Below are 24,433 nucleotides of genomic sequence, written 5' to 3' on the forward strand. Positions count from 1 at the left end.
CACGGTGAGGATGGTGCCCTCGGCCGGGTCGGCGACGCCGGCCCGCGCCCGCTCGGCGCCGCGGCGGATGGCCCGCGCGAGCATCAGCGGCGCGTCGGTGAGCGGCTGCCCGTCGATGAGACCGCCCAGCACCTCGGACATGCCGCGCACGAACTGGCTGAGGATGACGCCGGAGTTCCCGCGCGCCCCCAGCAGCGCCCCGCGCGCCATCACCGACGCGGCGGCGGCCAGCGCGGCGGGGCGCTCGCGCCGCAGCGCGTCGGTCATCGCGCGCAGGGTGAGCAGCATGTTGGTGCCGGTGTCGCCGTCCGGGACCGGATAGACGTTGAGCCGGTCGATCTCGTCGCGATGGGCACCCAGGGCCTGCAGCGCGGCGAGGCACCACCGGCGTACGGTGGCCGCATCCATGCGCAGGCTGTCCGGCTGCGAGTTCGGCCGCGGGGGCATGCGACGCCTTCCTTTCCTGGACGGTGATCCATAGCGTAGGCGATCGCCGCGACACGGCCGGTAGCTCGACGCGGCCGGCCGAGGTGTGGCGCAGCCTACGTGCGGCCGGCTTTACGGCGGCCGACCCTCGGGTTAAGATCGACAGGTTGTCATCTGCAGTTTTACCTAGTCTCCAGGAGTTCCCGTGGCCAGCGTTTGCGACGTCTGTGGCAAGAAGCCGTCTTTCGGCAAGTCGGTGTCACACTCCCACCGCCGTACGAGCCGCCGCTGGAACCCGAACGTCCAGCGCGTGCACGCCGTGCTCGCCGGTGGCACCCACAAGACCCTGAACGCCTGCACCACGTGCATCAAGAGCGGCAAGGTCGTCAAGGGCTAACAACGCACTTCGTACGTCGAGGGCGGTGACCGATCCGGTCACCGCCCTCGCTGCGTCCGGGGCCGCTACCCGTGCTGCGCGCGGGCGCGGACGGCCGCCGTCACCAGGTCTACGGTGCCGTGCTCGGTGAACCGGGTCTGGTCGATGACCAGGTCGTACAGCGCGTTGTCGGCGAGGTTCGTGCGGTAGAAGGCCTTGCCGTACGCCAGCCGCGCCTTGTCGTTGGTCTCGACGACCTCGCGCGCCTCCTTCAGCGGCAGCTTCTTCAGGGCGGCGTACGCCTGGATCCGGGCGTCCTTGGGGCCGGTGAGCCGCACGTGCAGCGCGCCGGGCACGTCGCGCAGCACCAGGGCGCCCGCGCGGCCGACGAACACCCCGCCGGTGGTCTGCGCGGCCTCGCGGATGAGCTTCTCGGTGCGCTCGACGAACGCCCGCTCGTCCCCGCCGACGCCGTGCGCCGCCACCTCGGTGCCGCTGATGTCGGGCACCACCGCCATGGCGCTGATCAGCCGCCACAGCCCGGTGGCGGCCTTGTTGTCCTGCGCCATGACCTCGTCGATCGGCACGCCGAGCTCCCGCGAGATCGCGCGCGGGATGGCGCGGTCGACGAACGGGATGTCGAGGGAGCGAGCGAGGGTGGCGCCGATGAACGAACCCCGCAAGCCGAACGAGCTGGCGATGGTGATGACGGTCATGGCCCGATGATGGCACCGCGCGGGGCGGCCGCGCTACGCACCCCGGAAATGGTGTCGCCCTCGTGACTCGGCGCCCGGTGCTCGCTGGGGACGGGCCGCTCGCCGGTCACCGCTCCGTCGCTCAGGCGTCCGGCGCGACGAGCCGCAGGTCCGCCACGAGATCGCCGAACGCCTCGTCGTAGCCTTCTCGGCCGCGCAGCCGCAGGACCGCGGAGGGGTGCGTGGTCACCAGGGCCACCCGGTCGGGCAGCTCGTCGAGCAGCTTCCCGCGGATCTCGCCGATCTTCACCGGCCGGCCCAGCACCGCGCGCGCGGCCGTCGCCCCCAGCGCGACGACCGCCCGGGGAGCCACGGCCTCGAGCTCGGCGTCGAGCCACGGGTGGCAGGCGACCAGGTGCCGCAGCTCCGGCTTCGCGTGGATGCGGCGCTTCCCCCGCGGCTCGAACCGGAAGTGCTTGACGGCGTTGGTCAGGTACGCGGCCGCGCGGTCGATCCCGGCCGCCTCCAGGGCGTCGTCCAGCACCCGCCCGGCCGGGCCGACGAACGGCTCGCCCTGCCGGTCCTCCTGGTCACCGGGCTGCTCGCCGACCAGCATCACGCCCGCCGAGCGCGTCCCCGTCGAGAACACGACCTGGGTGGCCGGCCGCCAGAGCTCGCAGCCGCGGCACTCGTGCGCCGCCGACTCCAGGTCGGGGAGCTCCCGCGACGCCGGCACCCAGGGGCTCGCGTCCGTCTGCTCGGCCATGCCCACCAGTGTCGCAGACACCCGGCCCGCCGCGGGCGCCCTCGTCGAGCAGGCGGCGGCGCTACGCGCGGTCGATCAGGCGGCGGCGCTACGCGCGCCCGAAGTGAGTCCAGCCCCGCGCCTCGGGGGCCCGGCCGTCGATCGTGACGGCCGGCTCGTCCGCGCTGCGCACCGCGCCGACCACGCGCCAGCCGTCGGGCACGTCGTCCGGGGCGAAGGTGGCCGCGAGCGCGTGGTCCTCACCGCCGGCGGTCACCCACTGCAGGGGGTCGGCGCCGATCGCCGACGCGATCTCCGCCATCCGGGCAGGGATGTCGAAGGACGACGCGTCCAGGTCGATCGCGACGTTGCTCGCCCGAGCGATGTGCTCGAGGTCCGCGACCAGCCCGTCGCTGACGTCGCACATCGCGCTCGCCCCGGCCAGCGAGGCCCGCGGTCCCTCGGTGTACGGCGGCGCCGGCCTGCGGTGGGCGTCGATGAACACCTTGCCGGTGCGGAAGCCGCGCGACAGGATCGCCAGCCCCGCGGCGGCGTACCCCAGATGGCCGGCGACGGCGACCACGTCGTTGTCCCGCGCTCCGGCACGGGTCACCGGGACCGCGCCCGCGAGGTCGCCGAGGCCGGTCACCGATACGAAGACGGTGTCGCTGCGGGACATGTCGCCGCCGACCAGCGCGGCACCCGCGGCCGCGCACTCCTCGGCGACGCCCGTGCTGAACCCGTCGAGCCACGACAGCGGCGTGTCGGCCGGGCAGGCCAGGCCGACGACGGCGGCGGTCGGTCGCGCTCCCATCGCGGCGATGTCGGCCAGCGCGGCGGCGATCACCCGGTGCCCGATGTCCTGCGGCCCCGACCAGTCCCGGCGGAAGTGCCGGTCCTCCACGAACACGTCGGTGCTGATCACCACCCGACCGTCGGCGGCGGACACGACCGCGGCGTCGTCACCGGGCCCGAGCAGCACCTCGTCGGTCAGCGAGCCGGCGGTGGCGCGCGTGATGCGCTCTATGGCGGGGAACTCGCCCGCGTCGGAGATGGTCGGGTTCTCGTTGTGCACCCGGCGACGTTATCAACTCGCCGCCTAGAATGGCCGCGTGCCACTGTCTCCCGCCCGCAAGGCCACCGCCATCGCCGTCCCCTCAGCCCTCGTCGCGGGTGCCGTGACCGCCTGGCTGATCTCGCAGAACATGGGTGACGCGCAGGCCGGCTCCGGACCGGTGACGTCGGTCAGCGTGCAGGAGGCGCAGGGCACCGAGGACCAGTGCGCCAACGTCGTCGTCGCGCTGCCCGCGCAGCTCGAGGACCGCGCGAAGCGCGCTGTGAAGGGCCACCCCGGCGCGCTGGCGTGGGGAGAGCCGCCGATCACGCTGGTGTGCGGCGTGCCGAAGCCGGACACCGTCGAGTCGGCGACCAACCTGACGGCGGTCAACGGGGTCACCTGGATGACCACGCAGGACATCGACACCTCGGCGTACGGCCTGCCCGGGAAGAACGTGCTGTGGACGGCCCTCGACCGCGAGGTCTACGTGTCGGTGGCCGTGCCGACCGCCTCCTCCGGCAGCGCCGTCATCTCGCCGATCTCGAAGGTGCTCGCCGAGCGGCTCAAGTCCACCGGCGCCTAGCTAGCTGGCCTCGGGCTTGGTGGCGCGGCCCATCAGCGCCGGCGCGATCTCGGACACCGACCGTCCCTCGTGGCAGATGGCCACGATCGCCTCGGTGATCGGCATCTCCACGCCGTTGGCGCGGGCCAGGTCGAGCACCGATCGGCACGACTTCACGCCCTCGGCGATCTGCGTGGTGCGGGCCGTCGCCTCCTCCAGGGTGTGCCCGCGCCCGAGCCACTCGCCGAAGGTCCGGTTCCGCGACAGCGGCGACGAGCAGGTCGCCGCCAGGTCGCCGATGCCGGCGAGGCCCGAGAACGTCCGGACGTCGGCGCCGAGCTTGCTGCCCAGCCGCGCGGTCTCGGCCAGCCCGCGGGTCATCAACGTCGCCTTGGTGTTGTCGCCGAAGCCCATGCCCTCGGCCATGCCGCAGGCCAGCGCGATCACGTTCTTCACCGCGCCCCCGAGCTCGCAGCCGACCACGTCGGTGCTGGTGTACGGCCGGAAGTAGCCGGTCCGGCAGATGTTCTGGACGCTCACCGCGCGCTCGTGCTCCGGGCAGGCGATCACCGTCGCAGCCGGCTGCTCCTCCGCGATCTCGCGCGCCAGGTTGGGGCCCGACAGGACGGCGATCCGACCGGGGTCGACCTCGGCGGTCTGCGCGATGACCTCCGACATCCGCAGCATGCTGCCGAGCTCGATGCCCTTCATCATGCTGACGAGGGTGGCGTGACCGGCGATCAGGTCGCGCCACCCCTGCAGGTTGGTCCGTAGCGTCTGCGAGGGGATGGCGAGCACGACCAGGTCGGTCTCCTCGAGGGCGTATCGCGGGTCGGCCGTCGCCTCGATCGTCGAGGGGAGGGCGATGCCCGGCAGGTACTCGTCGTTCACCCGGGTGCGCGTGATGCTCTCGACGAGGTCGGCGCGGCGGCCCCACAGGCGCACCGGCAGGCCGGCGTCCGCGAGCACCTTGGCGAACGCGGTGCCCCACGAGCCCGCGCCCATCACGGCCGCCCGAGAGATCACGACTTGCCCGTGTAGCGGTGCAGCTCGGCGGGGGGCTGCTCGCCGCGCATCCGGCCGACCTCGTCGGCGAGGGCGCGCATCATCTCGTCGGTGAGCTCGCGCGCCGCGACGCTGTCCGTGCGTCCGGCGTAGCGCGACAGGTCCATCGGCGGCAACGCGCGGATCCACGTCTGCTTGCGCGGCAGGAGATGCATCTTCTTGGTGTGGTAGTCGTACGCGCGCTGGGCGCCCCACTGGGCGATCGGGATCACCTTTGCCTCGGGCACCGCGAGCGCGATCCGCGCGACCCCGGTCTTGGCGCGCATCGGCCACCAGTCGGGGTCGCGCGTGACCGTCCCCTCGGGGTAGACGGCGACCACCTCGCCGGCGCGCAGCGCTGCGATCGCCCGCTCCAGCGACTCCTGCGCCGCGGCCGAGCCCCGGCTCACCGGGATCTGCCGCGCGCCGGTGAACAGTCGGCCGACGACCGGCGCCTTGAACACGCCGTCCTTGATCATGAACAACGGCAGCCGCCCGGCCGTCCAGACGTACGCCGCGGTGGCGATCGGGTCGAGCACGGACACGTGGTTGAGCACCAGCAGCGCCGGGCCCTGGACGGGGATGTTCTCGCGCTGCTCGAAACGCTCCTTGAAGATCAGCCGCGAGAGGTTGCGCACGATCGGCACCAGGAACTGCAACGCCGGGGTGAGCCGTCCGGCGCTCTTTCGACCCCGCTTCACCGGTGGCTGGAGGTTGTCGCTCACGCATGATCCCTTCGGGTCGGGGGCTGACGCCCGCGCTGCTGCCACCTTAGCGGTGCTGCGACACTGGAGCCGATGAGAACTCCCGAGCCGCTGCAGTGGCATGTCGTGCTGCCGGTCAAGGCGCACGGCTCGTCGAAGACCCGGCTGGGCGGGCGCGATCGCGCCCGCCTCGCGCTGGCCTTCGCCGCCGACACGATGGCGGCCGTGCGGGCCTCGGACGGGGTGGCCGGCCTCGCCGTCGTGACCGACGACCCCGAGGTGGCGGTGATCGCCCGTGACGCCGGCGCGGTGGTGGTGGAGGAGTCCGCCGACCCGGCGCTGCGCGGGTTCGCCCGGTTGAACGCCGCGGTGCGCCAGGGCATCGACGACCGCGGTTGGCGGGAGCGTCCGGTCGCGGCGCTCACCGCCGACCTGCCGGCGCTCAGCCCGCGCGAGGTGGACGCGGCGCTGCTCGCGGCGCAGCGGCATGCCCGCGCGTTCGTGCCCGACCACGTCGGCAGCGGCACGTCCATGATCACGGCGTTGCACGGCGCGCTGCTCGACCCGCGGTTCGGCTCGGCGTCGGCCGCGGCGCACGCGGACTCCGGCGCCGTCCGGCTCGAGCTCGACCTGCCCGGCCTGCGCCAGGACGTCGACTTCCCGGGCGACCTGCGCGAGGTGGAGCTGCTGGGGTGCGGTCCGTCGACGCGGGCGCTGCTCGCGCAAATCGAGGCGGGGGCTGCGACGGGACACCCCGATACGACACCATGAGCGTATGAGCGAAGTCGTCGTCGATCTGTCCGAGTCCCCCGATCGTTTCACCAACCGCGAGAACTCGTGGCTCGACTTCAACGCGCGCGTGCTGGCCTCGGCCGAGGATCACCGGGTGCCGCTGCTGGAGCGGGTCAAGTTCCTCGCGATCTTCGCCAGCAACCTCGACGAGTTCTACATGGTCCGCGTCGCGGGCCTCAAGCGCCGCCAGAGCATGGGGCTGCTGGTGCGCTCGGCCGACGGCCTCACCGCGGCCGAGCAGCTGACGCTGATCAACGAGCGCGCCCAGGAGCTCGTCGACCGGCACGTCAAGTGCTTCACCGACGACGTGCTGCCGGCATTGCGCGCCGAAGGCATCGACATCGTCACGCACGACCAGCTCTCGACCGACGAGAAGCACCGCATGACGGAGTACTTCATGCAGAAGATCTTCCCGGTCCTCACTCCCCTGGCGGTCGATCCGGCGCACCCGTTCCCCTACATCTCGGGCCGGTCGCTGAACCTCGCGGCGGTCATCCGCGAGCCCGGCGGCAAGATCGAGCGGTTCGCGCGAGTGAAGATCCCGCCGAACGTGGACCGGTTCGTACGGCTCGGCAAGGACCGCTTCCTGCCGCTGGAGTCGCTGGTCGCGGCCAACCTCGACAGCCTGTTCCCCGGCCTGGAGGTCGTCGACCACCACCCGTTCCGGGTCACCCGCAACGCCGACCTGGACGTCGAGGAGGACCGGGACGAGGACCTCCTGCAGGCCCTCGAGCGCGAGCTGGCCCGGCGCCGGTTCGGTCCCGCGGTGCGCCTCGAGGTCACCGCCGAGATGGACGAGAAGACCCTGGACCTGCTGACTCGCGAGATCGAGGTCGATCCCGGCGACGTGCTCGTCGTACCCGGTCTGCTGGACCTGTCCTCGCTGTGGGCGATCGTCAAGGTGGACCGCCCCGACCTCAAGGACGATCCGTTCGTCCCGGGATCGCCCGCGAGACTGGCGAAGGGCGACTCGTTCTTCGACGTCCTCGCCGACGGCGACGTGCTGCTGCACCACCCGTACGACTCCTTCGCGACGACCGTGCAGACCTTCATCGAGCAGGCGGCGGCCGACCCGCACGTGCTCGCCATCAAGCAGACCCTCTATCGGACCAGCGGCGACTCCCCGATCGTGCACGCCCTGATTGCCGCCGCCGAGGCCGGCAAGCAGGTCGTGGTGCTGGTCGAGATCAAGGCGAGGTTCGACGAGGAGGCGAACATCAGCTGGGCCCGCGCGCTCGAGCGCGCGGGCTGCCATGTGGTGTACGGGATCGTCGGGCTGAAGACGCACTGCAAGACCGCGCTGGTCGTCCGCCAGGAGGGCGGCACTTTGCGCCGCTACTGCCACATCGGCACCGGCAACTACAACCCGAAGACCGCCCGGATGTACGAGGACCTCGGCCTGCTCACCGCGGACCCCGAGATCGGCGCCGACCTGACCGACCTGTTCAACGTGCTCACCGGCTACTCGCGCCAGACGGAGTACCGCAAGCTGCTCGTCGCCCCGTACGGCGTCCGCACGGGGCTGGTGCAGCGGATCGAGCGCGAGGCCGAGCACGCGCGCGCGGGTCGCGCGGCGCGGATCATCATCAAGACCAACCACATCGTGGACGAGGAGTCGATCGACGCGCTGTACCGCGCCTCGCAGGCAGGCGTGCGTATCGACCTGATCGTGCGCACGAACTGCGCGGTGCGCCCGGGGGTGGCCGGGCTGTCCGAGAACATCCGGGTCCGCTCCATCGTCGGCCGGTTCCTCGAGCACTCGCGCGTCGCCCACTTCCTCAACGACGACGACCCGGAGGTGTTCATCGGATCGGCCGACCTGATGCACCGGAACCTGGACCGCCGCGTCGAGGTCCTCGTGCGCGTCGACGACCCCGAGGCGAAGGCGACGATCACCCGCATGGTGGAACGCCTGATGGCCGACGAGATCATCGGCTGGGACCTGCAGCCCGACGGGACGTGGACGAACTCCGAGCGCGGGCCGCTCGGTGCGACCATCGACCCGCAGAAGGAACAGATCGAGCACATCGGCTCCGGTGCGTGAGGTGCCCGCCTCGGAGCGGCTGACCGCCGCAGGCGGTCTGCTGTGGCGCCGGCGGGCCGAGCGCACCGAGGTGCTGCTGGTGCACCGCCCGGGGTATGACGACTGGTCGCTGCCGAAGGGGAAGCCCGACCGGGGCGAGAATCCCCTCCAGACCGCGGTCCGGGAGGTCACCGAGGAGACGGGGCTGCCGTTCACGGTGGGCCCCCGGCTCGGGCGGGTGACCTATCGGGTCAAGGACCGCACGAAGGTCGTGTCCTACTTCTCGATGCGCCTCGATGCCGGCTGCGCCGCCGTTCCCGCTGCCGCCGACGTCGAGGAGGTCGACGAGTTCGCCTGGTTGCCCACCGACAAGGCGATGCACGCGTTGACGTACGCCGGCGACCGCCACATCCTCGGCAACTTCGCGCACTTCGGGACCGCGGAGGTGTCGCTCATCCTGGTGCGGCACGGCCGCGCCGGCTCCCGCTCGCGGTGGACGGGCCCCGACGACCTCCGCCCGCTGGACGCCAAGGGCGCGCGCCAGGCGGAGGCGATCGGCGCCACGCTCGGCGCGTTCGGGCCGCAGTCGCTGCTGGCGGCCGCGCCCACCCGCTGCGTCCAGACCGCCGAACCGCTGGGCGGCGCCACCGGGCTGCCGATCGGGCGGACGCCGGCGCTGGCGGACGCGGTGTGGGAGTCGGATCCCGAGGCGTCGGTCGCCGAGGCGACCTCGCTGGCCCAGCACGGGCGGCGGGTCGTGGTGGTGAGCCAGGGCAAGACGATGCGTGGGGTGCTCGAACGGCTGCTGCCGCCGCGAAGCATGGGCTATCCGACGAAGAAGGGCGGCCTGTGGGTCCTGGGGGCACTCGCCGGCCGGATCGTCACGCACGACTACTACCCCTCGCTGCTGGCCGGCTAGCGCAGACGCACACGGGCCCCGGACCTCAGCGAGGTCCGGGGCCCGTTGGCGCGGAGTGCTAGGCCTTCTTGGCCGGCGCCTTGCGCGCGGTGGTCTTGCGGGCGGGCGTGGCCTTCTTGGCCGGGGCCTTCGCGGCCGTCTTCTTCGCCGCGGCCGTCTTGGTGGCGGTGGTCTTGGTGGCGGTCTTCTTCGCCGGCGCCTTGGCGGCAGTGCTCTTCGCCGCGGACTTCCGGGCGGGGGCCTTGGCCGCGGTCGCCTTCGCCGCGGTCGTCTTGGCGGCAGTCGCCTTGGCGGCGGTCTTCTTCGCCGGCGTCTTCGCGGCGGTGGCCTTGGCCGCGGTGGTCCTCGCCGAGGTCGCCTTCTTCGCCGGCGCCTTCGCTGCGGTGGTGGCCTTCGCGGCGGCCGTCTTGGCGGGGGCCTTCGCCGGACGAGGCGCGGCGCCGAGCTTGACCCGGCCCGCGACGACGCTCTTGAACTGGGTGCCCGGGCGGAACGCCGGGACGGAGGTCTTCTTCAGCTTGACCGGCTCGCCGGTGGCCGGGTTGCGGGCGATGCGCGCGGCGCGCGGACGCTTCTCGAACACCCCGAAACCGGCGATCGAGACCTTGTCGCCCTTCTGCACGGCCCGGAAGACGACGTCGACGAAGGCGTCGATGGCGGCGTTGGCGCGCTTCTTGTCCCCGTCCAGGCGCGTGGCGAGCGCGTCGATAAGTTCGGACTTGTTCACTTGTGGTCCCTCCCAGGACTGCTTCCCTACGCCGCTGCCGCCGGTGAGTGGCGCGAGCGCGGCCGCTCACGATGACCGGCTTGCCCGTAACGGTAAGGAATTAGGGGCGCTGGTTCAATGACCAGCGCCCCTAATTCCATGGTGTGTCAGGCATCGCCCGGGCCGGCGAACCGGCCATCGATCACGTCGTGACGGGCTTGTACGCCGGCCGCTTCGCCTCGAAGGCGTCGATCTCGTCGACGTGGCGCAGCGTCAGGCCGATGTCGTCGAGGCCCTCCATCAGCCGCCACCGGCTGTAGTCGTCGATCTCGAACGACATCGCCGCGGACTCCGCATCGCTTGCAGAACCGGCATCCGCGAGCGCGGGCGTGATCGTCCGATTGACCAGGTCGACGGTCACCTGGGTCGTCGGATCCTTCTCGGCCAGAGCCATCAGCCGCTCGACGTCGGCCTCGGGGAGCACGATCGTCAGCAGGCCGTCCTTGAGGGAGTTGCCGCGGAAGATGTCCGCGAACCGCGAGGAGATCACGACCCGGAACCCGCCGTCGCGCAGCGCCCAGACGGCGTGCTCGCGCGAGGATCCGGTCCCGAAGTCCGGCCCGGCGACGAGCACCGAGGCGCCCTGGTACTCCGGCCGGTTCAGCACGAAGTCCGGTTCGTTCGTCCGCCAGGCGGCGAACAGGCCGTCCTCGAAGCCGGTCTTGGTGACTCGCTTGAGATACACCGCGGGGATGATCTGGTCGGTGTCGACGTTGTTGCGGCGCAGGGGCGCCATGGTGCCGGTGTGCGTGGTGAACTGCTGCATTTTCTCGTCTCGCCTACTTATCCAGATCGCTGGGAGAGGACAGGGTTCCGCGGACCGCCGTCGCCGCGGCCACGACCGGGGACACCAGGTGGGTGCGACCGCCCTTGCCCTGCCGGCCTTCGAAGTTGCGGTTCGAGGTGGACGCCGAGCGCTCGCCCGGCGCCAGCTGGTCGGGGTTCATTCCCAGGCACATCGAGCATCCCGCCGAGCGCCATTCCGCTCCGGCCGCGGTGAAGATCCGGTCGAGGCCCTCGGCCTCGGCCTGCTGCTTCACCTTCATCGACCCGGGGACGATGAGCATGCGGACGCTGTCGGCCACCTGCCGGCCCTCGATGACCGCGGCGGCCGCCCGCAGATCCTCGATCCGGCCGTTGGTGCATGATCCGACGAACACGGTGTCGACGGCGACCTCGCGCAGCGGCGTGCCGGCCTGCAGCCCCATGTAGGCCAGCGCCTTCTCCGCGGCACCGCGCTTGTCGACGTCGGTGATCTGGGCGGGGTCCGGGATCGAGGCGTCCAGCGACGCGCCCTGGCCCGGGTTAGTGCCCCAGGTGACGAACGGGGTCAGGCTCGCGGTGTCCAGCACGACCTCGGTGTCGAACGTGGCGTCGTCGTCCGTGCGCAGCGTCTTCCAGTACTCGACGGCGGCGTCCCAGTCGGCGCCCTGCGGTGCGCGCTCGCGTCCCTTCAGGAACTCGAACGTCGTCTCGTCGGGGGCGATCATCCCGGCGCGAGCCCCGGCCTCGATGGACATGTTGCAGACGGTCATCCGCGCTTCCATCGACAGGGCCTCGATGGCCGAGCCGCGGTACTCGATGACGTGCCCCTGGCCGCCGCCGGTGCCGATCTGCGCGATGACGGCGAGGATGATGTCCTTCGCCGTGACGTCCGGGCCGAGCTTGCCCTCGACGGTCACGGACATCGTCTTGAAGGGACGCAGCGGGAGCGTCTGGGTCGCCATGACCTGCTCGACCTCGGACGTGCCGATGCCGAACGCGAGCGCGCCGAACGCGCCGTGCGTGGAGGTGTGGCTGTCACCGCAGACGACGGTCATGCCCGGCTGCGTGAGGCCGAGCTGCGGGCCGATCACGTGCACGATGCCCTGGTTGGCGTCGCCCATCGGGTAGATCGGGACGCCGAACTCGGCGCAGTTCTTGCGCAGCGTCTCGACCTGCAGCCGCGAGACCGGATCGGCGATCGGCTTGTCGACGTCCGTCGTCGGCACGTTGTGGTCCTCGGTGGCGAGGGTCAGGTCGGGCCGGCGGACCGGGCGCCCGGCGCTGCGCAGCCCGTCGAACGCCTGCGGGCTGGTGACCTCGTGCAGCAGGTGGAGGTCGATGTACAGCAGATCCGGTTCCCCCTCCGCACGGTGGACGACGTGCTGCTCCCAGATCTTCTCGGCCAGGGTGGTGCCCATGAATGCCTTCCTTCGGCGCTAGGTCTCAATATTTGAGATTGTGTCCCAATTAATGAAATGGTACGGACGGTGTGACGCGAATTGAAGTGCTTCTCATGAAGTGAGACCGTAGTATCACCCCATGGAACACGCAGTCACAGGCATCGGCGTCCTCGACAAGGCGGTCGCGATCATCGAATGCTGCTCGCGCACCCCGCGGTCGCTCGCCGAGCTGGTCGAGGAGCTCGGCCTCCCTCGCGCCACCGCGCATCGCATCGCCTCCGCCCTCGAGACCCACCGTGTGCTGCGCCGGGACAACCAGAGCCGCTGGGTCGTCGGGCCCGCCGTCCTCGAGCTCGCCGCCTTCGCCCGCGACCCCCTGGTCGACGCCTCGCTGGCGGTGCTGCGCAAGCTGCGCGACCTGACCGGCGAGAGCGCGCAGCTGTTCGTGCGCGAGGACGAGACGCGCGTGTGCGTCGCGGCCTCGGAGCGCTCGAGCGGGCTGCGCGACACGGTGCCGATCGGCGCACGGCTGTCGATGAAGGCCGGGTCCGCCGCGCACGTGCTGATCGCGTGGAGCGAGGAGGCCGACATCATGCACACCCTGTCCGACTCGGCGTTCACCACCCGGACGATCGCCGGTGTGCGCCGGCGCGGCTGGTCGGCGTCGATCGCCGAGCGCGAGCCGGGCGTGGCCTCGATCTCGGCGCCGGTACGCGACCGTCGTGGCAAGGTGGTCGCCGCGATCTCGATCTCCGGACCCGCCGAGCGCATCGGCCGCTCGCCCGGGACCCGGCTCTCGCGCCCGCTGCTGAACGCCGCCGCGGAGCTCGAGCGCAAGCTCTGAGCACGGCGTCACCCGTGCCGGCGTCCGGCTCGGTCGATGCCGCGCGCCGTCAGTCGCCGAGGATGTCATCACCGGGAGGGACCAGCCCGCACTGGTACGCGAGGATCGTCAGCTGCACGCGGTCGCGCACGGCGAGCTTGGCCAGCAGCCGCGACACGTAGGTCTTGACGGTCGCTTCGCTCAGGAACAGGCCTCCCGCGATCTCGCTGTTCGACCGGCCCCGGGCGACGAGGCGCAGCACGTCGAGCTCGCGCGCAGTGGCCGCGGCGAGCCGGTCGGGCCGAATGCTCGGCAGCGGGCGCGACACGTAGCGGTCGAGCAGGCGCCGGGTGAGCGCCGGCGCGAGGAGGGCGTCTCCGCGCGCCGCGACGCCGACCGCGTGGACCAGGTCTGCCGGCGAGATGTCCTTGAGCAGGAACCCGCTCGCGCCCGCGCGCACGGCTTCGTAGACGTACTCGTCGAGGTCGAAGGTCGTGAGCGCGACGACCCTGGTGTCCGACCTGCGCGCGACGATCCGGCGGGTTGCCTCGATGCCGTCCATCCGAGGCATACGGACGTCCATCAGGACCACGTCGGGCGAGAGCTTCTCGGCCAGGCCGACCGCCTCGACACCGTCGGCCGCCTCGGCGAGGACCTCGAGCCCGTTGCGTTCCAGGATCATCCGGAAGCCGGCCCGGATCAGCTCCTGGTCGTCGACCACCAGCACCCGGGGCGGTGGGTGGCTCATTGCGGCACCGGGAGTGTGGCGCGGACGGCGAAGCCGCCGGCCTGACCCGGGCCGGCCGCCAGCTCGCCACCGTAGAGGGCGACTCGCTCGCGCATGCCGACCAGCCCGTGGCCCGAGGCCGGTGGACCGGACGAGGCGGTGCTGCCGTCGTCGACCACCGCGACGGACACGCAGTACGGGCCGTAATCGAGCGAGACGTCGCAGCGTCTGGCGACGGCATGCCGGCGAACGTTGGTCAACGCCTCCTGGACGATCCGGTAGACGACGAGGTCGAGACCGGCCGGGAGCGGCCGAGGCGTGCCTGTCACGGTCAAGGCAGCCTGCACTCCCTGTGCCGACGTCTTCTCGATCAGTGCCGGCAACGCCTCGAGCCGAGGCTGCGGCGACAATGGCGCCTCGTCGGCCGTCCGCAGCATCGACACCAGCCGGCGCATCTCCCCGAGGGCGTCGATCCCGGTGCTGCGTATGCTCGCCGCGGTCTCCCGGACGTAGTCGGGATCGTCGGCCCCGGCCTCCGCGGCGCCCGCCTGGACGACCATCGAGCTGACCGCGTGGCCCACGATGTCGTGCAACTCGCGCGCGATCACGGCGCGCTCGTCGAGCACGGCGCGCATCGCTCGCTCGGCGGCACCGACCTCGGCCTCGACGGCCCGGCGGATCGACGCCTTCTCCCGCCGGTCGAGGGTGCGCAGCCCGAAGCCGGCGCTCCACACCAGCGCGGTCACCGCCCAGTGGAAAACGATCTCGTTGGCTTCCTGCATCGCCGGCACGAGGAGGTCGACCCCGAGGAGGGACGCGCCGGCGATCAGCGCGGCATACAGCGGTGCGCGGCCGCGACCGAACCTGGCCGCCATGAACACGCCGATCTCCAGCGGCACGGCCTGGCCGTAGAACAACACGTACGACGACGCGATCACGCCGACCACGAGCCAGATCACCGGGAACGCGATCAGCACGACGAGGGGCTCCCGCCGGCTCACGAGCATCAGGGCCGCCACGAGAACGACCCCGACCGTCGTGGCTGTTGCGGACCCGGTGCCCTGGCGCGAGCTGAACGGCACCCAGACCTCGCCGAGCCCGAGCACGAGCACGCCCGCGGCGAGGACTGCCTCCACCCGCGTCAGCCGCGTCCTCAGGATTCTGGCGAGCACATCGCCACTGTAGATCCGACCGATGTCGATGGGACAGTCGTCGGAAGTTGACACCTTCGCCCACCTGGGCCGGATGTGCCCCGACCCGGCCGACGGTGTGCTTGCTGGTGAGCCCGGAACCGCCGGGTCCGACCCAGAGGAGCTCCCATGTATCCCGACACCCGACCCCGACTCGTCGCGGCGCGCGCCGCGCTCATCCTCGGCCCCGTGCTCGCCGGCGCGTCGGCGATCCTGCAGCCCGACCTCGCCGGCGACACCACCGACCAGCTGGCGGCGATCGCCGGCTCCCCGCAGGCAGCGGTCTCGGCGGTCGCCTACCTCGTCAGCCAGCTGCCGCTCCTGGTCGCCATCCTCGCCATCGGCCGTCTGGTGCAGGAACGGGCGCCCCGGCTGTCCTCCTGGGGCACCGCGCTCGGCGTCGCCGGGTGCTTCGGCCACACCGTCTTCGGCGGCCTCTCGATGGCCTACCTGCAGATGGCCGCGGACGCGCAGCACCGCGACGTCTACGCCGGACTGATGTCCGGGATCCAGCGGTCTCCCGTGATGCTGTTCTCGGCCGTCGGCCTGCTCGGAAGCGTCGCCGGGCTGCTGCTGCTCGGCATCGCGCTGTTCAGGAGCAGGACCGGTCCGATCTGGGTAGGGCCGGCGATCTGGGCATTCCTGGTCGTCGAGTTCATCGGCGGGTCGCTGAGCCGTTACGCGTCCTACCTGTCCGTGCTGCTGCTCGCCGCGGCGTTCTTCGCGCTCGCCGGCCTGGTCGACCACGTCTCCCACCGCGACCCGGTGATCGACCGCGTCCCCGTCTGAGCCACCGCACGCGAAAGGCCCTCCTCGAATGAGGAGGGCCTTTCTCGCGTGGTACCCCCGACCGGGTTCGAACCGGCGTTACCGCCTTGAGAGGGCGGCGTCCTGGACCACTAGACGACGGGGGCAGGAACTGCGACTGACGCGAGCGGAGACTCTACCAGAGTCGTTCAGGGAGCTTGTCGGGCACCCTCGATCGCTATCAGAGCTGGGGTACCAGGACTCGAACCTAGACTAACTGAACCAGAATCAGTCGTGCTGCCAATTACACCATACCCCAAGGTCGGCGGCTTCCCGCCGGAGTTGCCTCCCGCGTGAGCGCCGACGTGAAATGTTACCCGACCGCTCACGCGCGACGCCACCGGGGCGGGTGTGCCGCTCGCTACAGCGCGCTCACTCGTCGGTGACGACCGGGTTGGTCAGCTCGAGCTCGCCGACGGTCACCGTCACCGAGTCGCCATCGACCAGCGGCCCCACGCCCTCGGGGGTGCCGGTGATGATCACGTCGCCGGGCAGCAGCGTCATCACGTGCGAGATGTAGGAGATCAGCGTGGGGACGTCGAAGATCATGTTCTTGGTGGTGCCGTCCTGACGGGTCTGCCCGTTCACCGTGCACGCGACCCGCAGGTCGTCGTAGCCGAGGTCCGTGTCGATCCACGGGCCGAGCGGGCAGAACGAGTCGAAGGTCTTCGCGCGGCCCCACTGCCCGTCGGTCTTCTGCAGGTCGCGGGCCGACACGTCGTTCGCGGCGGTGATACCGAAGATCGTGTGGTCGGCGTCCTCGCGGCTGACCTTGCGCGCCCCGGTCGCGCCGATCACGATGGCCAGCTCCGCCTCGTGCTCGACCTGCTTCGAGGCGGCCGGCAGCCGGATCGGGTCGCCCGGGCCGACCACGGAGGTCGAGGGCTTCAGGAACAGCATCGGCTGCTTGGGCACCTCGTTGCCGAGCTCGGCGGCGTGCGCTGCGTAGTTGCGGCCCACGCAGACCACCTTCGAGGGCAGGATCGGCGACAGCAGGCGCACGTCGTCCAGCGCCCAGCGGTTCCCGGTCCGCGCGAGCTGGCCGAACGGGTGCCCGTCGATCGCCTCGACCGTCCACCCGGAGCGGGCGCCCTTGCCGTCGATGACGCCGAAGGTCATCTGGCCCTGCGGATTGACGAACCGGGCGATGCGCATGTGTCCTCCTGTTGATCGGTGAGCACCAAACTACCGCGCGGCCGGTCGCGGACGCTTGTCGACGTAGGATCGAGGTGAGCAGAGCGCGCGAGCAACGCGGCCGTGGAGGACCCTTGATGAGCACCCCCAGCAGTTCCGACGAGATCACCGTGCAGGGCGTCGTCGTGGGCGACGACGGCTCGGCCCGAGCGCTCGAGGCGATCGAGTACGCCGTGCAGGAGGCGGTGCGTCGCGGATCGCCGCTGCACGTGGTGCGTGCGTGGTCGATCAAGACCGCCGTCCGCCCCGCCGACATCCCGGGGGGCATCACCCCGTCGCTGGCCGAGTTCCGAGCGGCGACCGAGCAGCACACCCGCGCCCGGCTAGACCGGGTGCTGGACGGCCGCGAGATCGACGCCCACGTGCACGCTCCGCACGGCTCCCCCGACAGCCGGCTGCTGGAGCTGTCGCACAGCGCCGACGTCGTGGTGGTCGGCGACCGCGGCGTGAGCGGCATCGCCGGCCGCTTCCTCGGCTCGACCGCCGACGCGCTGGTGCGCGAGGCGGGCTGCCCGGTGGTCGTGGTGCGGCACCGCCCGGCGTGATCGTCGAGCGCGACTGGGAACGCCTGCAGGAGAGGCACGCCGGCCGGGTCGAGGCCCTGGTCGCGCCGCACGAGCTGCGACGCTCGCGCGGGCAGTCCCACCCCGTCGAGGACTTCCTGTTCACCTACTACGTCTACCGCCCCAACCAGCTGCGGCGCTGGCACCCCGGCGCCGGGACGGCGCTGCCCGCCGACGCGCCGCACCGAGACTGGCAGCACTACGTCGTCCGTGACGGCGTCGTCGCCGCCGACGTCGCGGAGGTACGGGAGCGACGTGGTCCGCTCGTCGAGGCGGTGCGGCGGCTCATGCGCGGCACCCTCGACCGGCCGGCCCGGCACGGCTGCTTCGGCATGCACGAGTGGGCGATGGTCTACCGCCTCGAGCCGGACGCCGTGCGGCACGCGGCATGGCCGCTGCGGCTCCCGGCCCGCGACATCGCCGGAACGGTCGAGGACGTCGGCCTGCGGTGCACGCACTTCGACGCCTACCGCTTCTTCACTGCGCCGGCGGTTCCTCGCAACGCGACCGTGCTGCGGCGCGAGGGCCAGCTCGCCGACGAGCAGCCGGGCTGCCTGCACGCCGGCATGGACCTCTACAAGTGGGCGTACAAGCTCACGCCGCTGACCTCGTCGAGCCTTGTGCTCGACGCCTTCGAGCTCGCCCGCGACATCCGGTACGTCGACATGCAGGCCAGCCCGTACGACCTCGGCGACCTGGGGATCGCGCCGATCCCCGTCGAGCGGCCGGAGGGCCGGGCGCAGTACGTGGCCGCGCAGCGGGCCTTCGCCGAACGCGCTCGTCCGATCCGGCAGCGGCTGCTCGAGGTCTGCGAGAACGTAACCGGTTGACGCCGGGCAAGGTCAGAGCCGGACCTCGATGAGCGCCGGCCCACGCTCGGCCATCGCCCGGCCCAGCGCTGCGGCGAGCTCGTCGGCGGTCGACACCGCCGTCGCCGGGACGCCGAGGGACGCCGCGAGGGACACGAAGTCGATCGCCGGGTTGTCGATGTCGAGCAGCGCGCGCGCCTTCGCCCCGAACTCGGGGACGCCGACGTTGCGCATCTCCCCGTGCAGGATGTTGTAACGGCGGTTCGCGAAGATCAACACCACCATGTCCAGCTGCTCGCGAGCCGCCGTCCAGAGGGCCTGCGGCTGGTACATCGCGCTGCCGTCGCTCTCCAGCACGACCACCTTGCGGTCCGGGCAGGCCACGGCCGCACCCACCGCGCACGGCATCGCATAGCCGATCGAGCCGCCGGTGCCGACGAGCCAGTCGTGCGGCGCCGCGCCCTCGGTCTCGGCCACGAGCGTGCGCCCGGACGTGATGGACTCGTCGACGACGATCGCGTTCTCCGGCAGCGCGGCGCCGATCAGCGCACCGAGCTTGGCGATGGTGAGCTCGCCGGTCGGGGTCGCCGGGGTGGCGGCGGGCGCCACAGCGGCCTCCTGGCCGGCCGCGCCCAGCGCGTCCACGAGCGCCTCCAGCGCGCCTCCGAGGTCTTGGTCGGCCCGAGCGAGATCGATGATCTGCGCGTCACGCGGGTAGAGCAGGCTCGGCCGCTCGGGATAGGCGAAGAAGCTGACCGGTGCCTTCGCGCCGACCATGACCAGCAGGTCGAACCCGGAGAGGAACTTCTGCGCGTCCTCGACGACGTAGGGGATCCGGCGCACCGGGACCCGGCCGGCGCCGCGGGTGATGCGCGCGGTCATCGTCGGCGTGAGCAGCGCGCACCCGGTGGCGGCCGCGATCTTGCCCGCCGCGCGCAGCGGCTCGTCCAGCGTGGCTCCGGGTCCCAGGACCAGCGCCGGCGACGTGGCCTGCGCAAGCAGCCGGGCGGCGGCGTCGACGGCCAGCTCGTCGGCCGGGGCGGCATCGGGCATTCCGGCGTCCGGGATGGAGACGGGCCCGGCCAGCTCGTTCCAGGCGGCGTCGGCCGGCAGGATCAGCGAGGCGATCCGGCCCGGACGCCGCAGGGACTCCCGCACGGCCGCCGCGGTGTCCGCCGCGACCGAGTCGGCGTCCGGGGTGGTGCGTACCCAATGGCTGAACGGGCGGGCGGCGCCCTCGATGTCGGACGTCAGCGGCGCGTCGAGGTGCCGGTGGTACGTCGCGTGGTCACCGATGACGTTGACGATCGGCGACTGGGCGCGCAACGCGTTGTGCAGGTTGGACAGCCCGTTCGCCATCCCGGGGCCGAGGTGCAGCAGGGTGACCGCCGGGCGACCGGTCATCCGGGCGTACCCGTCGGCGGCGCCGGTCACGGTCCCTTCGAACAGCCCGAGCACGCACCGCATGCCCTCGGTGTCGTCGAGCGCCGCGACGAAATGCATCTCGGAGGTGCCGGGGTTCGCGAAGCACACGTCCACACCGTTCGCGGTGAGTGTGCTCATGAGCGCGTGTGCGCCGTTCATACGTCGTCCTCTCGATCGCCGGGACCGGTCCATGCGGAGCCGGCCGGGGTGCTCATCCCAACCTACGCACCGCGCCGCTCTCCCCCGCAACGCCCTGCCGGTGCGCGGAAACCCGTCCGCCCACGCGCTCGTCTAGGGTGGATGACTGTGTCCACGCCCTCCGCCCCGACGTCCGCACCGCATCCGGCGTCCGGCGATCGGTCGCCCGCCCTTGTCGTACGTCGAGATCTCCGACGACAGCTGCGCGCGGCCGCGCTCGCGCTCGGAATCGCGGCTGTGCTGCTGTTCTGGCTGCCCGCGCTGATCGTGGTCGTGCGCCGCGAGCCTGGCTACTTCACGACCGGCGTCGTGTGGACGGCGGTGCTCGCGACGGTCGCGCTGCTGGTGGTCGGGCTGGGTCTGGCGGTGCTATGGGAGCGCACGGGCGGCCGCCGCGAGCCGCTCCTGGTGGCGGACGCCGCGGGCGTGCGGGTGCCCACGACGCGCGGCCGGCCGGCGCTGGACGCCCCGTGGACCGATCTCGCGCTGATCCGGGTCGTGGGCGAGCGGGAGCCCGAGCTGGCGTTCTACGTCTCCCCCGACGCGGGGAGGCGCCAACCGGAGCGCGCGCCGCTGGACCTGTCGGAGCCCGAGCTGCTGCGTCCTCTGGACTTCGTCAACGACCCGCCGCCCCCGACCGCCGCGCCCGATCGCGCCGTCTTCGCGGCCATCACTCCGCTGCCCGAGGAGGAGCCGCCCGCAGCGCAGCCGGCGCCACCGCGGGGCACGGCCCTCTACGCGACGCCCTACGTCGTGCCCCTGGCCCGTACGGCGCCGCCCACCGCCGAGCTCCTGCGCGCGATCCGCCGGCTCGCCGACGGCCGAGTCCCCCTCGCCTGAGATGACCCCGCCGGATCATGGACTGCGTCGCTCATCGAGCCGCAGCAACCGCCATGCGACGAGCGCGAACCAGATCGGCAGCAGGAGCCCGTAGAGCAGGTACGCCGAGCCGATCATCGGTCGTAGGGCCTCCGACGCGATTCCTATCGCTCCGGTGATCACCCCCAGACCACCCACCCACCGGCCGAAGGCGCTGCCGCGCATGGTCGCGGAGAGGATCAGGATCGCTGCGGCCGTCAGGACACCCGCCCAGGACACCGCGTTGGTGGTGGCGATGAGGGCCTCCGCCGCGCCGGTCAGCGAGGCACGCTCAGCGTCGGAGCCCGCAGCGAGGTAGGAGTCGCTCAGCACGACGAGACCGCCGTGCAACGACTGCGGACTGCTCCCCAGAGCCAGCGCGATGGCCTCGGACGTGATTCCGAACAGACCACCGATGAGCGCCGCGCTCCGATGGGCCTCCCGCAGCGCGACCGCCACGGCCGCGAAGACGATGAGCGCTGGCACGCCGAGTCCCACGAAGCACACGAGCTCGGTGAGATAGACGCCCTTATGGGCGCCGATGTACTCCAGCAACGCACGTCCCTCGGTGGGAGGTACCGGCGCGACGAAGACCAGCACGATCGGGATCACGACGAGCAGCACGAAGACCAGCCCAGCGACCCCCCGGCCCTGTACAAGGGCGCCCAGGGCTCATCGGTCCGGTGACGTCGGTAGACCATGGCCGGACTCGACGGCTCGGTGGGGCGCGCGGCGAGTCGCGGCTCCGGACTATGTGCCTAGTTCCGCACGCCAGACGCTGCACAGGTCGGCACCTTGAGCGGGCCGCTTCGTGGTCGTCGAGCGAGCGAGCCCATTCGCGGCGCACTTCGGTACCGAAACCACCTGATTTCGGTACCGGAGTACGCCGCGAACAGGGACGGAGGTCTAGAGGAGGCCGTAGGCGACCGAGTCGACCAGCGCCTTCCAGGACGCCTCGACGACGTTCGGGTGGACGCCGACGGTGGTCCAGGTGCGTTCACCCTCGGTCGAGTCGATGAGCACCCGCGTGGTCGCGTCGGTGCCGTGCCGCCCCTCGAGGATGCGGACCTTGTAGTCGGAGAGCTCGATGCCGTCGAGCTGCGGGAAGTGACCGACGATCGCCCGGCGCAGCGCCTGGTCGAGCGCGTTCACCGGGCCGTTGCCCTCGGCGGTCGCGATGACCCGCTCGCCGCGCGTCGTGAGCTTCACCGTCGCCTCGGAGACCACCGAGTCGTCCGCCCGGTGCTCCACGATCACGCGGTACGACTCGAGCTCGAACACCGGAGCCCGCTCGTGGTCGAGCTCGTCGCGCATCAGCAGCTCGAAGGACGCGTCGGCGGCCTCGTACGACCACCCCTCCGCCTCCCGGCGCTTCACGATGTCGACCACGCGACCGACCGCGTCGGGGTCGTTCGCGATGTCGACGCCGAGCTCGCGGCCCTTGAGCTCGACACTCGCGCGCCCGGCCATCTCGGTCACCAGGATCCGCATGTCGTTGCCGACGTCGCTGGGATCCATGTGGTTGTAGAGCTCGGGAGCGACCTTGATCGCACTCGCGTGCAGCCCCGCCTTGTGCGCGAACGACGAGGACCCGACGTACGGCTGGTGGGTGTTCGGCGCGAGGTTGGCCTCCTCCGCGAGCGCGTGCGAGATGCGCTGCATCTCGGCGAACCGGCCCTTCGGCAGCACGTCCATGCCGAGCTTGGCGACCAGCCCGCCGAGGACGCCGAACAGGTCCGCGTTCCCGGTCCGCTCGCCGTAGCCGTTGGCGGTGCACTGCACGTGGGTCACGCCCGCCTCGACCGCGGTCAGCGTGTTGGCCACGGCGCAGCCGGTGTCGTCCTGGCAGTGGATCCCGAGGCGGCCGTCGACCGCGGCGCGCACCTCCCCCACGATCCGCTGGATGCCGGTCGGCAGCATGCCCCCGTTCGTGTCGCACATGACGACGACGTCGGCTCCCGCCTCGTACGCCGCCCGCATCACCGACAGCGTGTACGCCGGGTCGAACTTGTAGCCGTCGAAGAAGTGCTCGCAGTCGACGAACACCCTGCGCCCCAAGGAGACCAGGTGCGCGACCGTGTCGCGGACCATGGCGATGTTCTCCTCGCGCGTGGTGCGCAGCGCCTGCTCGACGTGCCGCACGTCGGACTTCGCGACCAGGCAGACGACCAGCGCCTCGGAGTCCACCAGCGCCTGCACCTGCGGGTCCTCGGCCGCGACGGCGCCGGCCTTACGGGTCGAGCCGAACGCGACCAGCTGCGCGGTCTGCAGGTCGAGCTCGTCCTTGGCCAGCGCGAAGAACTCGGTGTCCTTCGGCAGCGCACCCGGCCAGCCACCCTCGATGAACCCGACGCCGAGCTCGTCGAGCAGCCGCGCGACCGCGAGCTTGTCGGCGACCGAGTAGGTGATGCCCTCCCGCTGCGCGCCGTCGCGCAGCGTCGTGTCGTACACGTGGAAGGAGTCGCCCATCGGCAGGCTGGCATCGGGGTTCATCGCGTGGTTCCTTCTGTGGTGCGTGGGGCCCGAGGCCCTACGAGCTGGCTACGAGGGCGGCGATGCGGTCACCGATCTCGGTGGTCGACCCGGCGCGGCGCCGGTCACGGGAGGCGAGGTCCGCAGCCACGGCGCGCTCGACCTTCGCGGCAAGCTCCTTCTCGCCGAGATGGTCCAGCAGCATGCTCGCCGACAGGATCGCGGCGGTCGGATCGGCGAGGTTCTGCCCGGCGATGTCCGGCGCGGAGCCGTGCACCGGCTCGAACATCGACGGGTTGGTGCGCGTCGCGTCGATGTTGCCCGACGCCGCGAGACCGATGCCGCCGGTCACCGCGGCCGCGAGGTCGGTCACGATGTCGCCGAACAGGTTGTCGGTCACGATGACGTCGAACCGCTGCGGATCGTTGACCAGGTAGATCATCGCCGCGTCGACGTGCGAGTACGCCGTCGTCACGTCGGGGTAGCTCTTCGCGACGTCGTCGAAGGTGCGCTGCCACAGGCCGCCGGCGTGCACCAGCACGTTCGTCTTGTGCACCAGCGTGAGGTGCTTGCGCTCGCGCTGCTGCGCGGTCTGGAACGCCGCCTCGATGACCCGCCGCGCGCCGAACGCGGTGTTGAGCGAGACCTCCGTGGCGATCTCGTTCGGCGTGCCCTGGCGCAGCGTGCCGCCGTTGCCGGCGTACGGGCCCTCGGTGCCCTCGCGGAAGACCACGAAGTCGATGTGCTGGTCTCCCGCGAGGACCGAGTCGGTGTTCGGGTAGAGCTTCGCCGGACGCAGGTTCACGAAGTGCTCGAAGGCGAAGCGCAGCTTCAGCAGCAGTCCCCGCTCCAGGATCCCCGGGGGCACCGACGGATCGCCGACCGCGCCGAGCAGAATCGCGTCGTGGCCGCGCAGCTCCTCCATCATCGAGTCGGGCAGCAGCTCGCCCGTCTCGTGCCAGAACTTCGCGCCGAGCGGGTACTGGGTCTGCTCGGCGTTCACGCCGGCCGCCTCCAGGACCTTCAGCGCCTCTGCGGTGACCTCGATGCCGATCCCGTCCCCGGGGACTACTGCGAGCTTCATACGTTTTTC

At 71.7% G+C, this 24,433-nt stretch carries 26 protein-coding genes and 2 tRNA genes; 10 read left to right on the forward strand and 18 right to left on the reverse strand.

Translation table 11 applies throughout. The features are described from left to right. On the reverse strand, nucleotides 1-447 hold a 447-nt coding region (locus tag F8A92_RS13860), incomplete at its 3' end, for a DAK2 domain-containing protein (RefSeq protein ID WP_153505763.1). Nucleotides 448-631: 184 nt separating this feature from the next. On the opposite strand from F8A92_RS13860, the gene rpmB reads away from it, so the two are divergent. After that, complete coding sequence (rpmB, locus tag F8A92_RS13865) at nucleotides 632-823, forward strand: 50S ribosomal protein L28 (protein ID WP_153505764.1); 192 nt, start codon at nucleotides 632-634, stop codon at nucleotides 821-823. Between the two features lie 65 nt (nucleotides 824-888). Here the strand turns inward: rpmB and F8A92_RS13870 are convergent, their stop codons facing one another. From F8A92_RS13870 to F8A92_RS13880, 3 genes are all read right to left on the reverse strand, one after another. Then, complete coding sequence (locus tag F8A92_RS13870) at nucleotides 889-1,518, reverse strand: cytidylate kinase-like family protein (RefSeq protein WP_153505765.1); 630 nt, start codon at nucleotides 1,516-1,518, stop codon at nucleotides 889-891. A 121-nt stretch (nucleotides 1,519-1,639) separates the two neighbouring features. Continuing rightward, nucleotides 1,640-2,263: a UdgX family uracil-DNA binding protein gene (locus F8A92_RS13875; RefSeq protein ID WP_153505766.1), complete on the reverse strand. Its 624-nt coding sequence runs from the start codon at nucleotides 2,261-2,263 to the stop codon at nucleotides 1,640-1,642. An 88-nt stretch (nucleotides 2,264-2,351) separates the two neighbouring features. Continuing rightward, entirely contained in the window at nucleotides 2,352-3,317 is a 966-nt protein-coding gene (locus F8A92_RS13880; RefSeq protein ID WP_153505767.1) for a thiamine-phosphate kinase, read from the reverse strand. A gap of 37 nt (nucleotides 3,318-3,354) precedes the next feature. On the opposite strand from F8A92_RS13880, the gene F8A92_RS13885 reads away from it, so the two are divergent. After that, nucleotides 3,355-3,882 carry a DUF3515 domain-containing protein gene (locus F8A92_RS13885; protein ID WP_153505768.1) on the forward strand — a complete coding sequence of 176 codons (528 nt, stop codon included), beginning with the start codon at nucleotides 3,355-3,357 and terminating at the stop codon, nucleotides 3,880-3,882. On the opposite strand, the gene F8A92_RS13890 is transcribed toward F8A92_RS13885, so the two are convergent. Both F8A92_RS13890 and F8A92_RS13895 read right to left on the reverse strand, forming a co-directional pair. Beyond that, nucleotides 3,883-4,887 (reverse strand): NAD(P)H-dependent glycerol-3-phosphate dehydrogenase, encoded by a 1,005-nt coding sequence (locus F8A92_RS13890; RefSeq protein WP_228389459.1) that lies wholly within the window; start codon nucleotides 4,885-4,887, stop codon nucleotides 3,883-3,885. It abuts the gene before it with no gap. After that, the gene (locus F8A92_RS13895; RefSeq protein WP_194291499.1) at nucleotides 4,884-5,630 is read right to left on the reverse strand and encodes a lysophospholipid acyltransferase family protein; all 747 of its coding nucleotides are present in this window, start codon (nucleotides 5,628-5,630) and stop codon (nucleotides 4,884-4,886) included. Before F8A92_RS13895 ends, F8A92_RS13890 begins: the two co-directional genes overlap by 4 nt. Before the next feature lie 72 nt (nucleotides 5,631-5,702). On the opposite strand from F8A92_RS13895, the gene cofC reads away from it, so the two are divergent. Genes cofC through F8A92_RS13910 form a run of 3 tightly spaced genes read left to right on the forward strand, consistent with a single transcriptional unit; the run spans nucleotide 5,703 to nucleotide 9,343 of the window. Next, a complete protein-coding gene (cofC, locus tag F8A92_RS13900) occupies nucleotides 5,703-6,380 on the forward strand; it encodes a 2-phospho-L-lactate guanylyltransferase (protein ID WP_153505770.1) in 678 nt (225 codons plus the stop codon). 4 nt (nucleotides 6,381-6,384) lie between these two features. Beyond that, nucleotides 6,385-8,445: an RNA degradosome polyphosphate kinase gene (locus tag F8A92_RS13905; protein ID WP_153505771.1), complete on the forward strand. Its 2,061-nt coding sequence runs from the start codon at nucleotides 6,385-6,387 to the stop codon at nucleotides 8,443-8,445. 1 nt (nucleotide 8,446) lies between these two features. Continuing rightward, nucleotides 8,447-9,343: an NUDIX hydrolase gene (locus F8A92_RS13910; protein ID WP_194291500.1), complete on the forward strand. Its 897-nt coding sequence runs from the start codon at nucleotides 8,447-8,449 to the stop codon at nucleotides 9,341-9,343. A 58-nt stretch (nucleotides 9,344-9,401) separates the two neighbouring features. Here the strand turns inward: F8A92_RS13910 and F8A92_RS13915 are convergent, their stop codons facing one another. The 3 genes from F8A92_RS13915 to leuC all read right to left on the reverse strand — a co-directional run bounded on the left by F8A92_RS13915 (nucleotide 9,402) and on the right by leuC (nucleotide 12,292). Next, a complete protein-coding gene (locus F8A92_RS13915; protein ID WP_153505773.1) occupies nucleotides 9,402-10,070 on the reverse strand; it encodes an HU family DNA-binding protein in 669 nt (222 codons plus the stop codon). A gap of 181 nt (nucleotides 10,071-10,251) precedes the next feature. Further along, nucleotides 10,252-10,875: a 3-isopropylmalate dehydratase small subunit gene (leuD, locus tag F8A92_RS13920; RefSeq protein ID WP_153505774.1), complete on the reverse strand. Its 624-nt coding sequence runs from the start codon at nucleotides 10,873-10,875 to the stop codon at nucleotides 10,252-10,254. A 13-nt stretch (nucleotides 10,876-10,888) separates the two neighbouring features. Further along, entirely contained in the window at nucleotides 10,889-12,292 is a 1,404-nt protein-coding gene (gene leuC, locus F8A92_RS13925) for a 3-isopropylmalate dehydratase large subunit (RefSeq protein ID WP_153505775.1), read from the reverse strand. A gap of 121 nt (nucleotides 12,293-12,413) precedes the next feature. On the opposite strand from leuC, the gene F8A92_RS13930 reads away from it, so the two are divergent. After that, complete coding sequence (locus F8A92_RS13930) at nucleotides 12,414-13,118, forward strand: IclR family transcriptional regulator (RefSeq protein ID WP_153505776.1); 705 nt, start codon at nucleotides 12,414-12,416, stop codon at nucleotides 13,116-13,118. 49 nt (nucleotides 13,119-13,167) lie between these two features. On the opposite strand, the gene F8A92_RS13935 is transcribed toward F8A92_RS13930, so the two are convergent. Then, a complete protein-coding gene (locus F8A92_RS13935; RefSeq protein ID WP_153505777.1) occupies nucleotides 13,168-13,845 on the reverse strand; it encodes a response regulator in 678 nt (225 codons plus the stop codon). Further along, a complete protein-coding gene (locus tag F8A92_RS13940) occupies nucleotides 13,842-15,050 on the reverse strand; it encodes a sensor histidine kinase (protein ID WP_153505778.1) in 1,209 nt (402 codons plus the stop codon). The genes F8A92_RS13935 and F8A92_RS13940 overlap by 4 nt, the downstream gene beginning before the upstream one ends. Before the next feature lie 93 nt (nucleotides 15,051-15,143). Between F8A92_RS13940 and F8A92_RS13945 the strand changes: the two genes are divergently transcribed. Next, complete coding sequence (locus F8A92_RS13945; protein WP_153505779.1) at nucleotides 15,144-15,803, forward strand: hypothetical protein; 660 nt, start codon at nucleotides 15,144-15,146, stop codon at nucleotides 15,801-15,803. A 49-nt stretch (nucleotides 15,804-15,852) separates the two neighbouring features. Here F8A92_RS13945 and F8A92_RS13950 read toward each other — a convergent pair. The 3 genes from F8A92_RS13950 to F8A92_RS13960 form a co-directional block, all read right to left on the reverse strand. Then, nucleotides 15,853-15,928, reverse strand: a tRNA-Glu gene (locus F8A92_RS13950). An 80-nt stretch (nucleotides 15,929-16,008) separates the two neighbouring features. Continuing rightward, a tRNA-Gln gene (locus tag F8A92_RS13955) sits at nucleotides 16,009-16,080 on the reverse strand. 113 nt (nucleotides 16,081-16,193) lie between these two features. Then, nucleotides 16,194-16,976, reverse strand: coding sequence for a fumarylacetoacetate hydrolase family protein (locus F8A92_RS13960; protein WP_153505780.1), 783 nt, complete (start codon nucleotides 16,974-16,976; stop codon nucleotides 16,194-16,196). A gap of 116 nt (nucleotides 16,977-17,092) precedes the next feature. On the opposite strand from F8A92_RS13960, the gene F8A92_RS13965 reads away from it, so the two are divergent. Next, entirely contained in the window at nucleotides 17,093-17,560 is a 468-nt protein-coding gene (locus F8A92_RS13965) for a universal stress protein (RefSeq protein ID WP_153505781.1), read from the forward strand. Beyond that, nucleotides 17,557-18,408 (forward strand): 3-methyladenine DNA glycosylase, encoded by an 852-nt coding sequence (locus tag F8A92_RS13970; RefSeq protein WP_153505782.1) that lies wholly within the window; start codon nucleotides 17,557-17,559, stop codon nucleotides 18,406-18,408. Before F8A92_RS13965 ends, F8A92_RS13970 begins: the two co-directional genes overlap by 4 nt. Before the next feature lie 12 nt (nucleotides 18,409-18,420). Here F8A92_RS13970 and F8A92_RS13975 read toward each other — a convergent pair whose 3' ends face one another. After that, nucleotides 18,421-19,971, reverse strand: a complete 1,551-nt coding sequence (locus F8A92_RS13975) for an acetolactate synthase large subunit (RefSeq protein WP_153505783.1) — start codon at nucleotides 19,969-19,971, stop codon at nucleotides 18,421-18,423. A 141-nt stretch (nucleotides 19,972-20,112) separates the two neighbouring features. Here F8A92_RS13975 and F8A92_RS13980 point away from each other — a divergent pair, with 141 nt between their 5' ends. Next, on the forward strand, nucleotides 20,113-20,850 hold the full coding sequence (locus F8A92_RS13980) for a hypothetical protein (RefSeq protein ID WP_153505784.1): 738 nt from the start codon (nucleotides 20,113-20,115) through the stop codon (nucleotides 20,848-20,850). A 15-nt stretch (nucleotides 20,851-20,865) separates the two neighbouring features. Here F8A92_RS13980 and F8A92_RS13985 read toward each other — a convergent pair whose 3' ends face one another. The 3 genes from F8A92_RS13985 to F8A92_RS13995 form a co-directional block, all read right to left on the reverse strand. Beyond that, the gene (locus F8A92_RS13985; protein ID WP_153505785.1) at nucleotides 20,866-21,492 is read right to left on the reverse strand and encodes a hypothetical protein; all 627 of its coding nucleotides are present in this window, start codon (nucleotides 21,490-21,492) and stop codon (nucleotides 20,866-20,868) included. Between the two features lie 282 nt (nucleotides 21,493-21,774). Then, nucleotides 21,775-23,361, reverse strand: coding sequence for a citramalate synthase (cimA, locus tag F8A92_RS13990; protein WP_153505786.1), 1,587 nt, complete (start codon nucleotides 23,359-23,361; stop codon nucleotides 21,775-21,777). Between the two features lie 37 nt (nucleotides 23,362-23,398). Then, entirely contained in the window at nucleotides 23,399-24,424 is a 1,026-nt protein-coding gene (locus tag F8A92_RS13995) for a 3-isopropylmalate dehydrogenase (RefSeq protein WP_153505787.1), read from the reverse strand. Nucleotides 24,425-24,433 lie beyond the last annotated feature (9 nt).

Origin of the sequence: Cumulibacter manganitolerans (assembly GCF_009602465.1) — a bacterium.
Classification (GTDB): domain Bacteria; phylum Actinomycetota; class Actinomycetes; order Mycobacteriales; family Antricoccaceae; genus Cumulibacter; species Cumulibacter manganitolerans.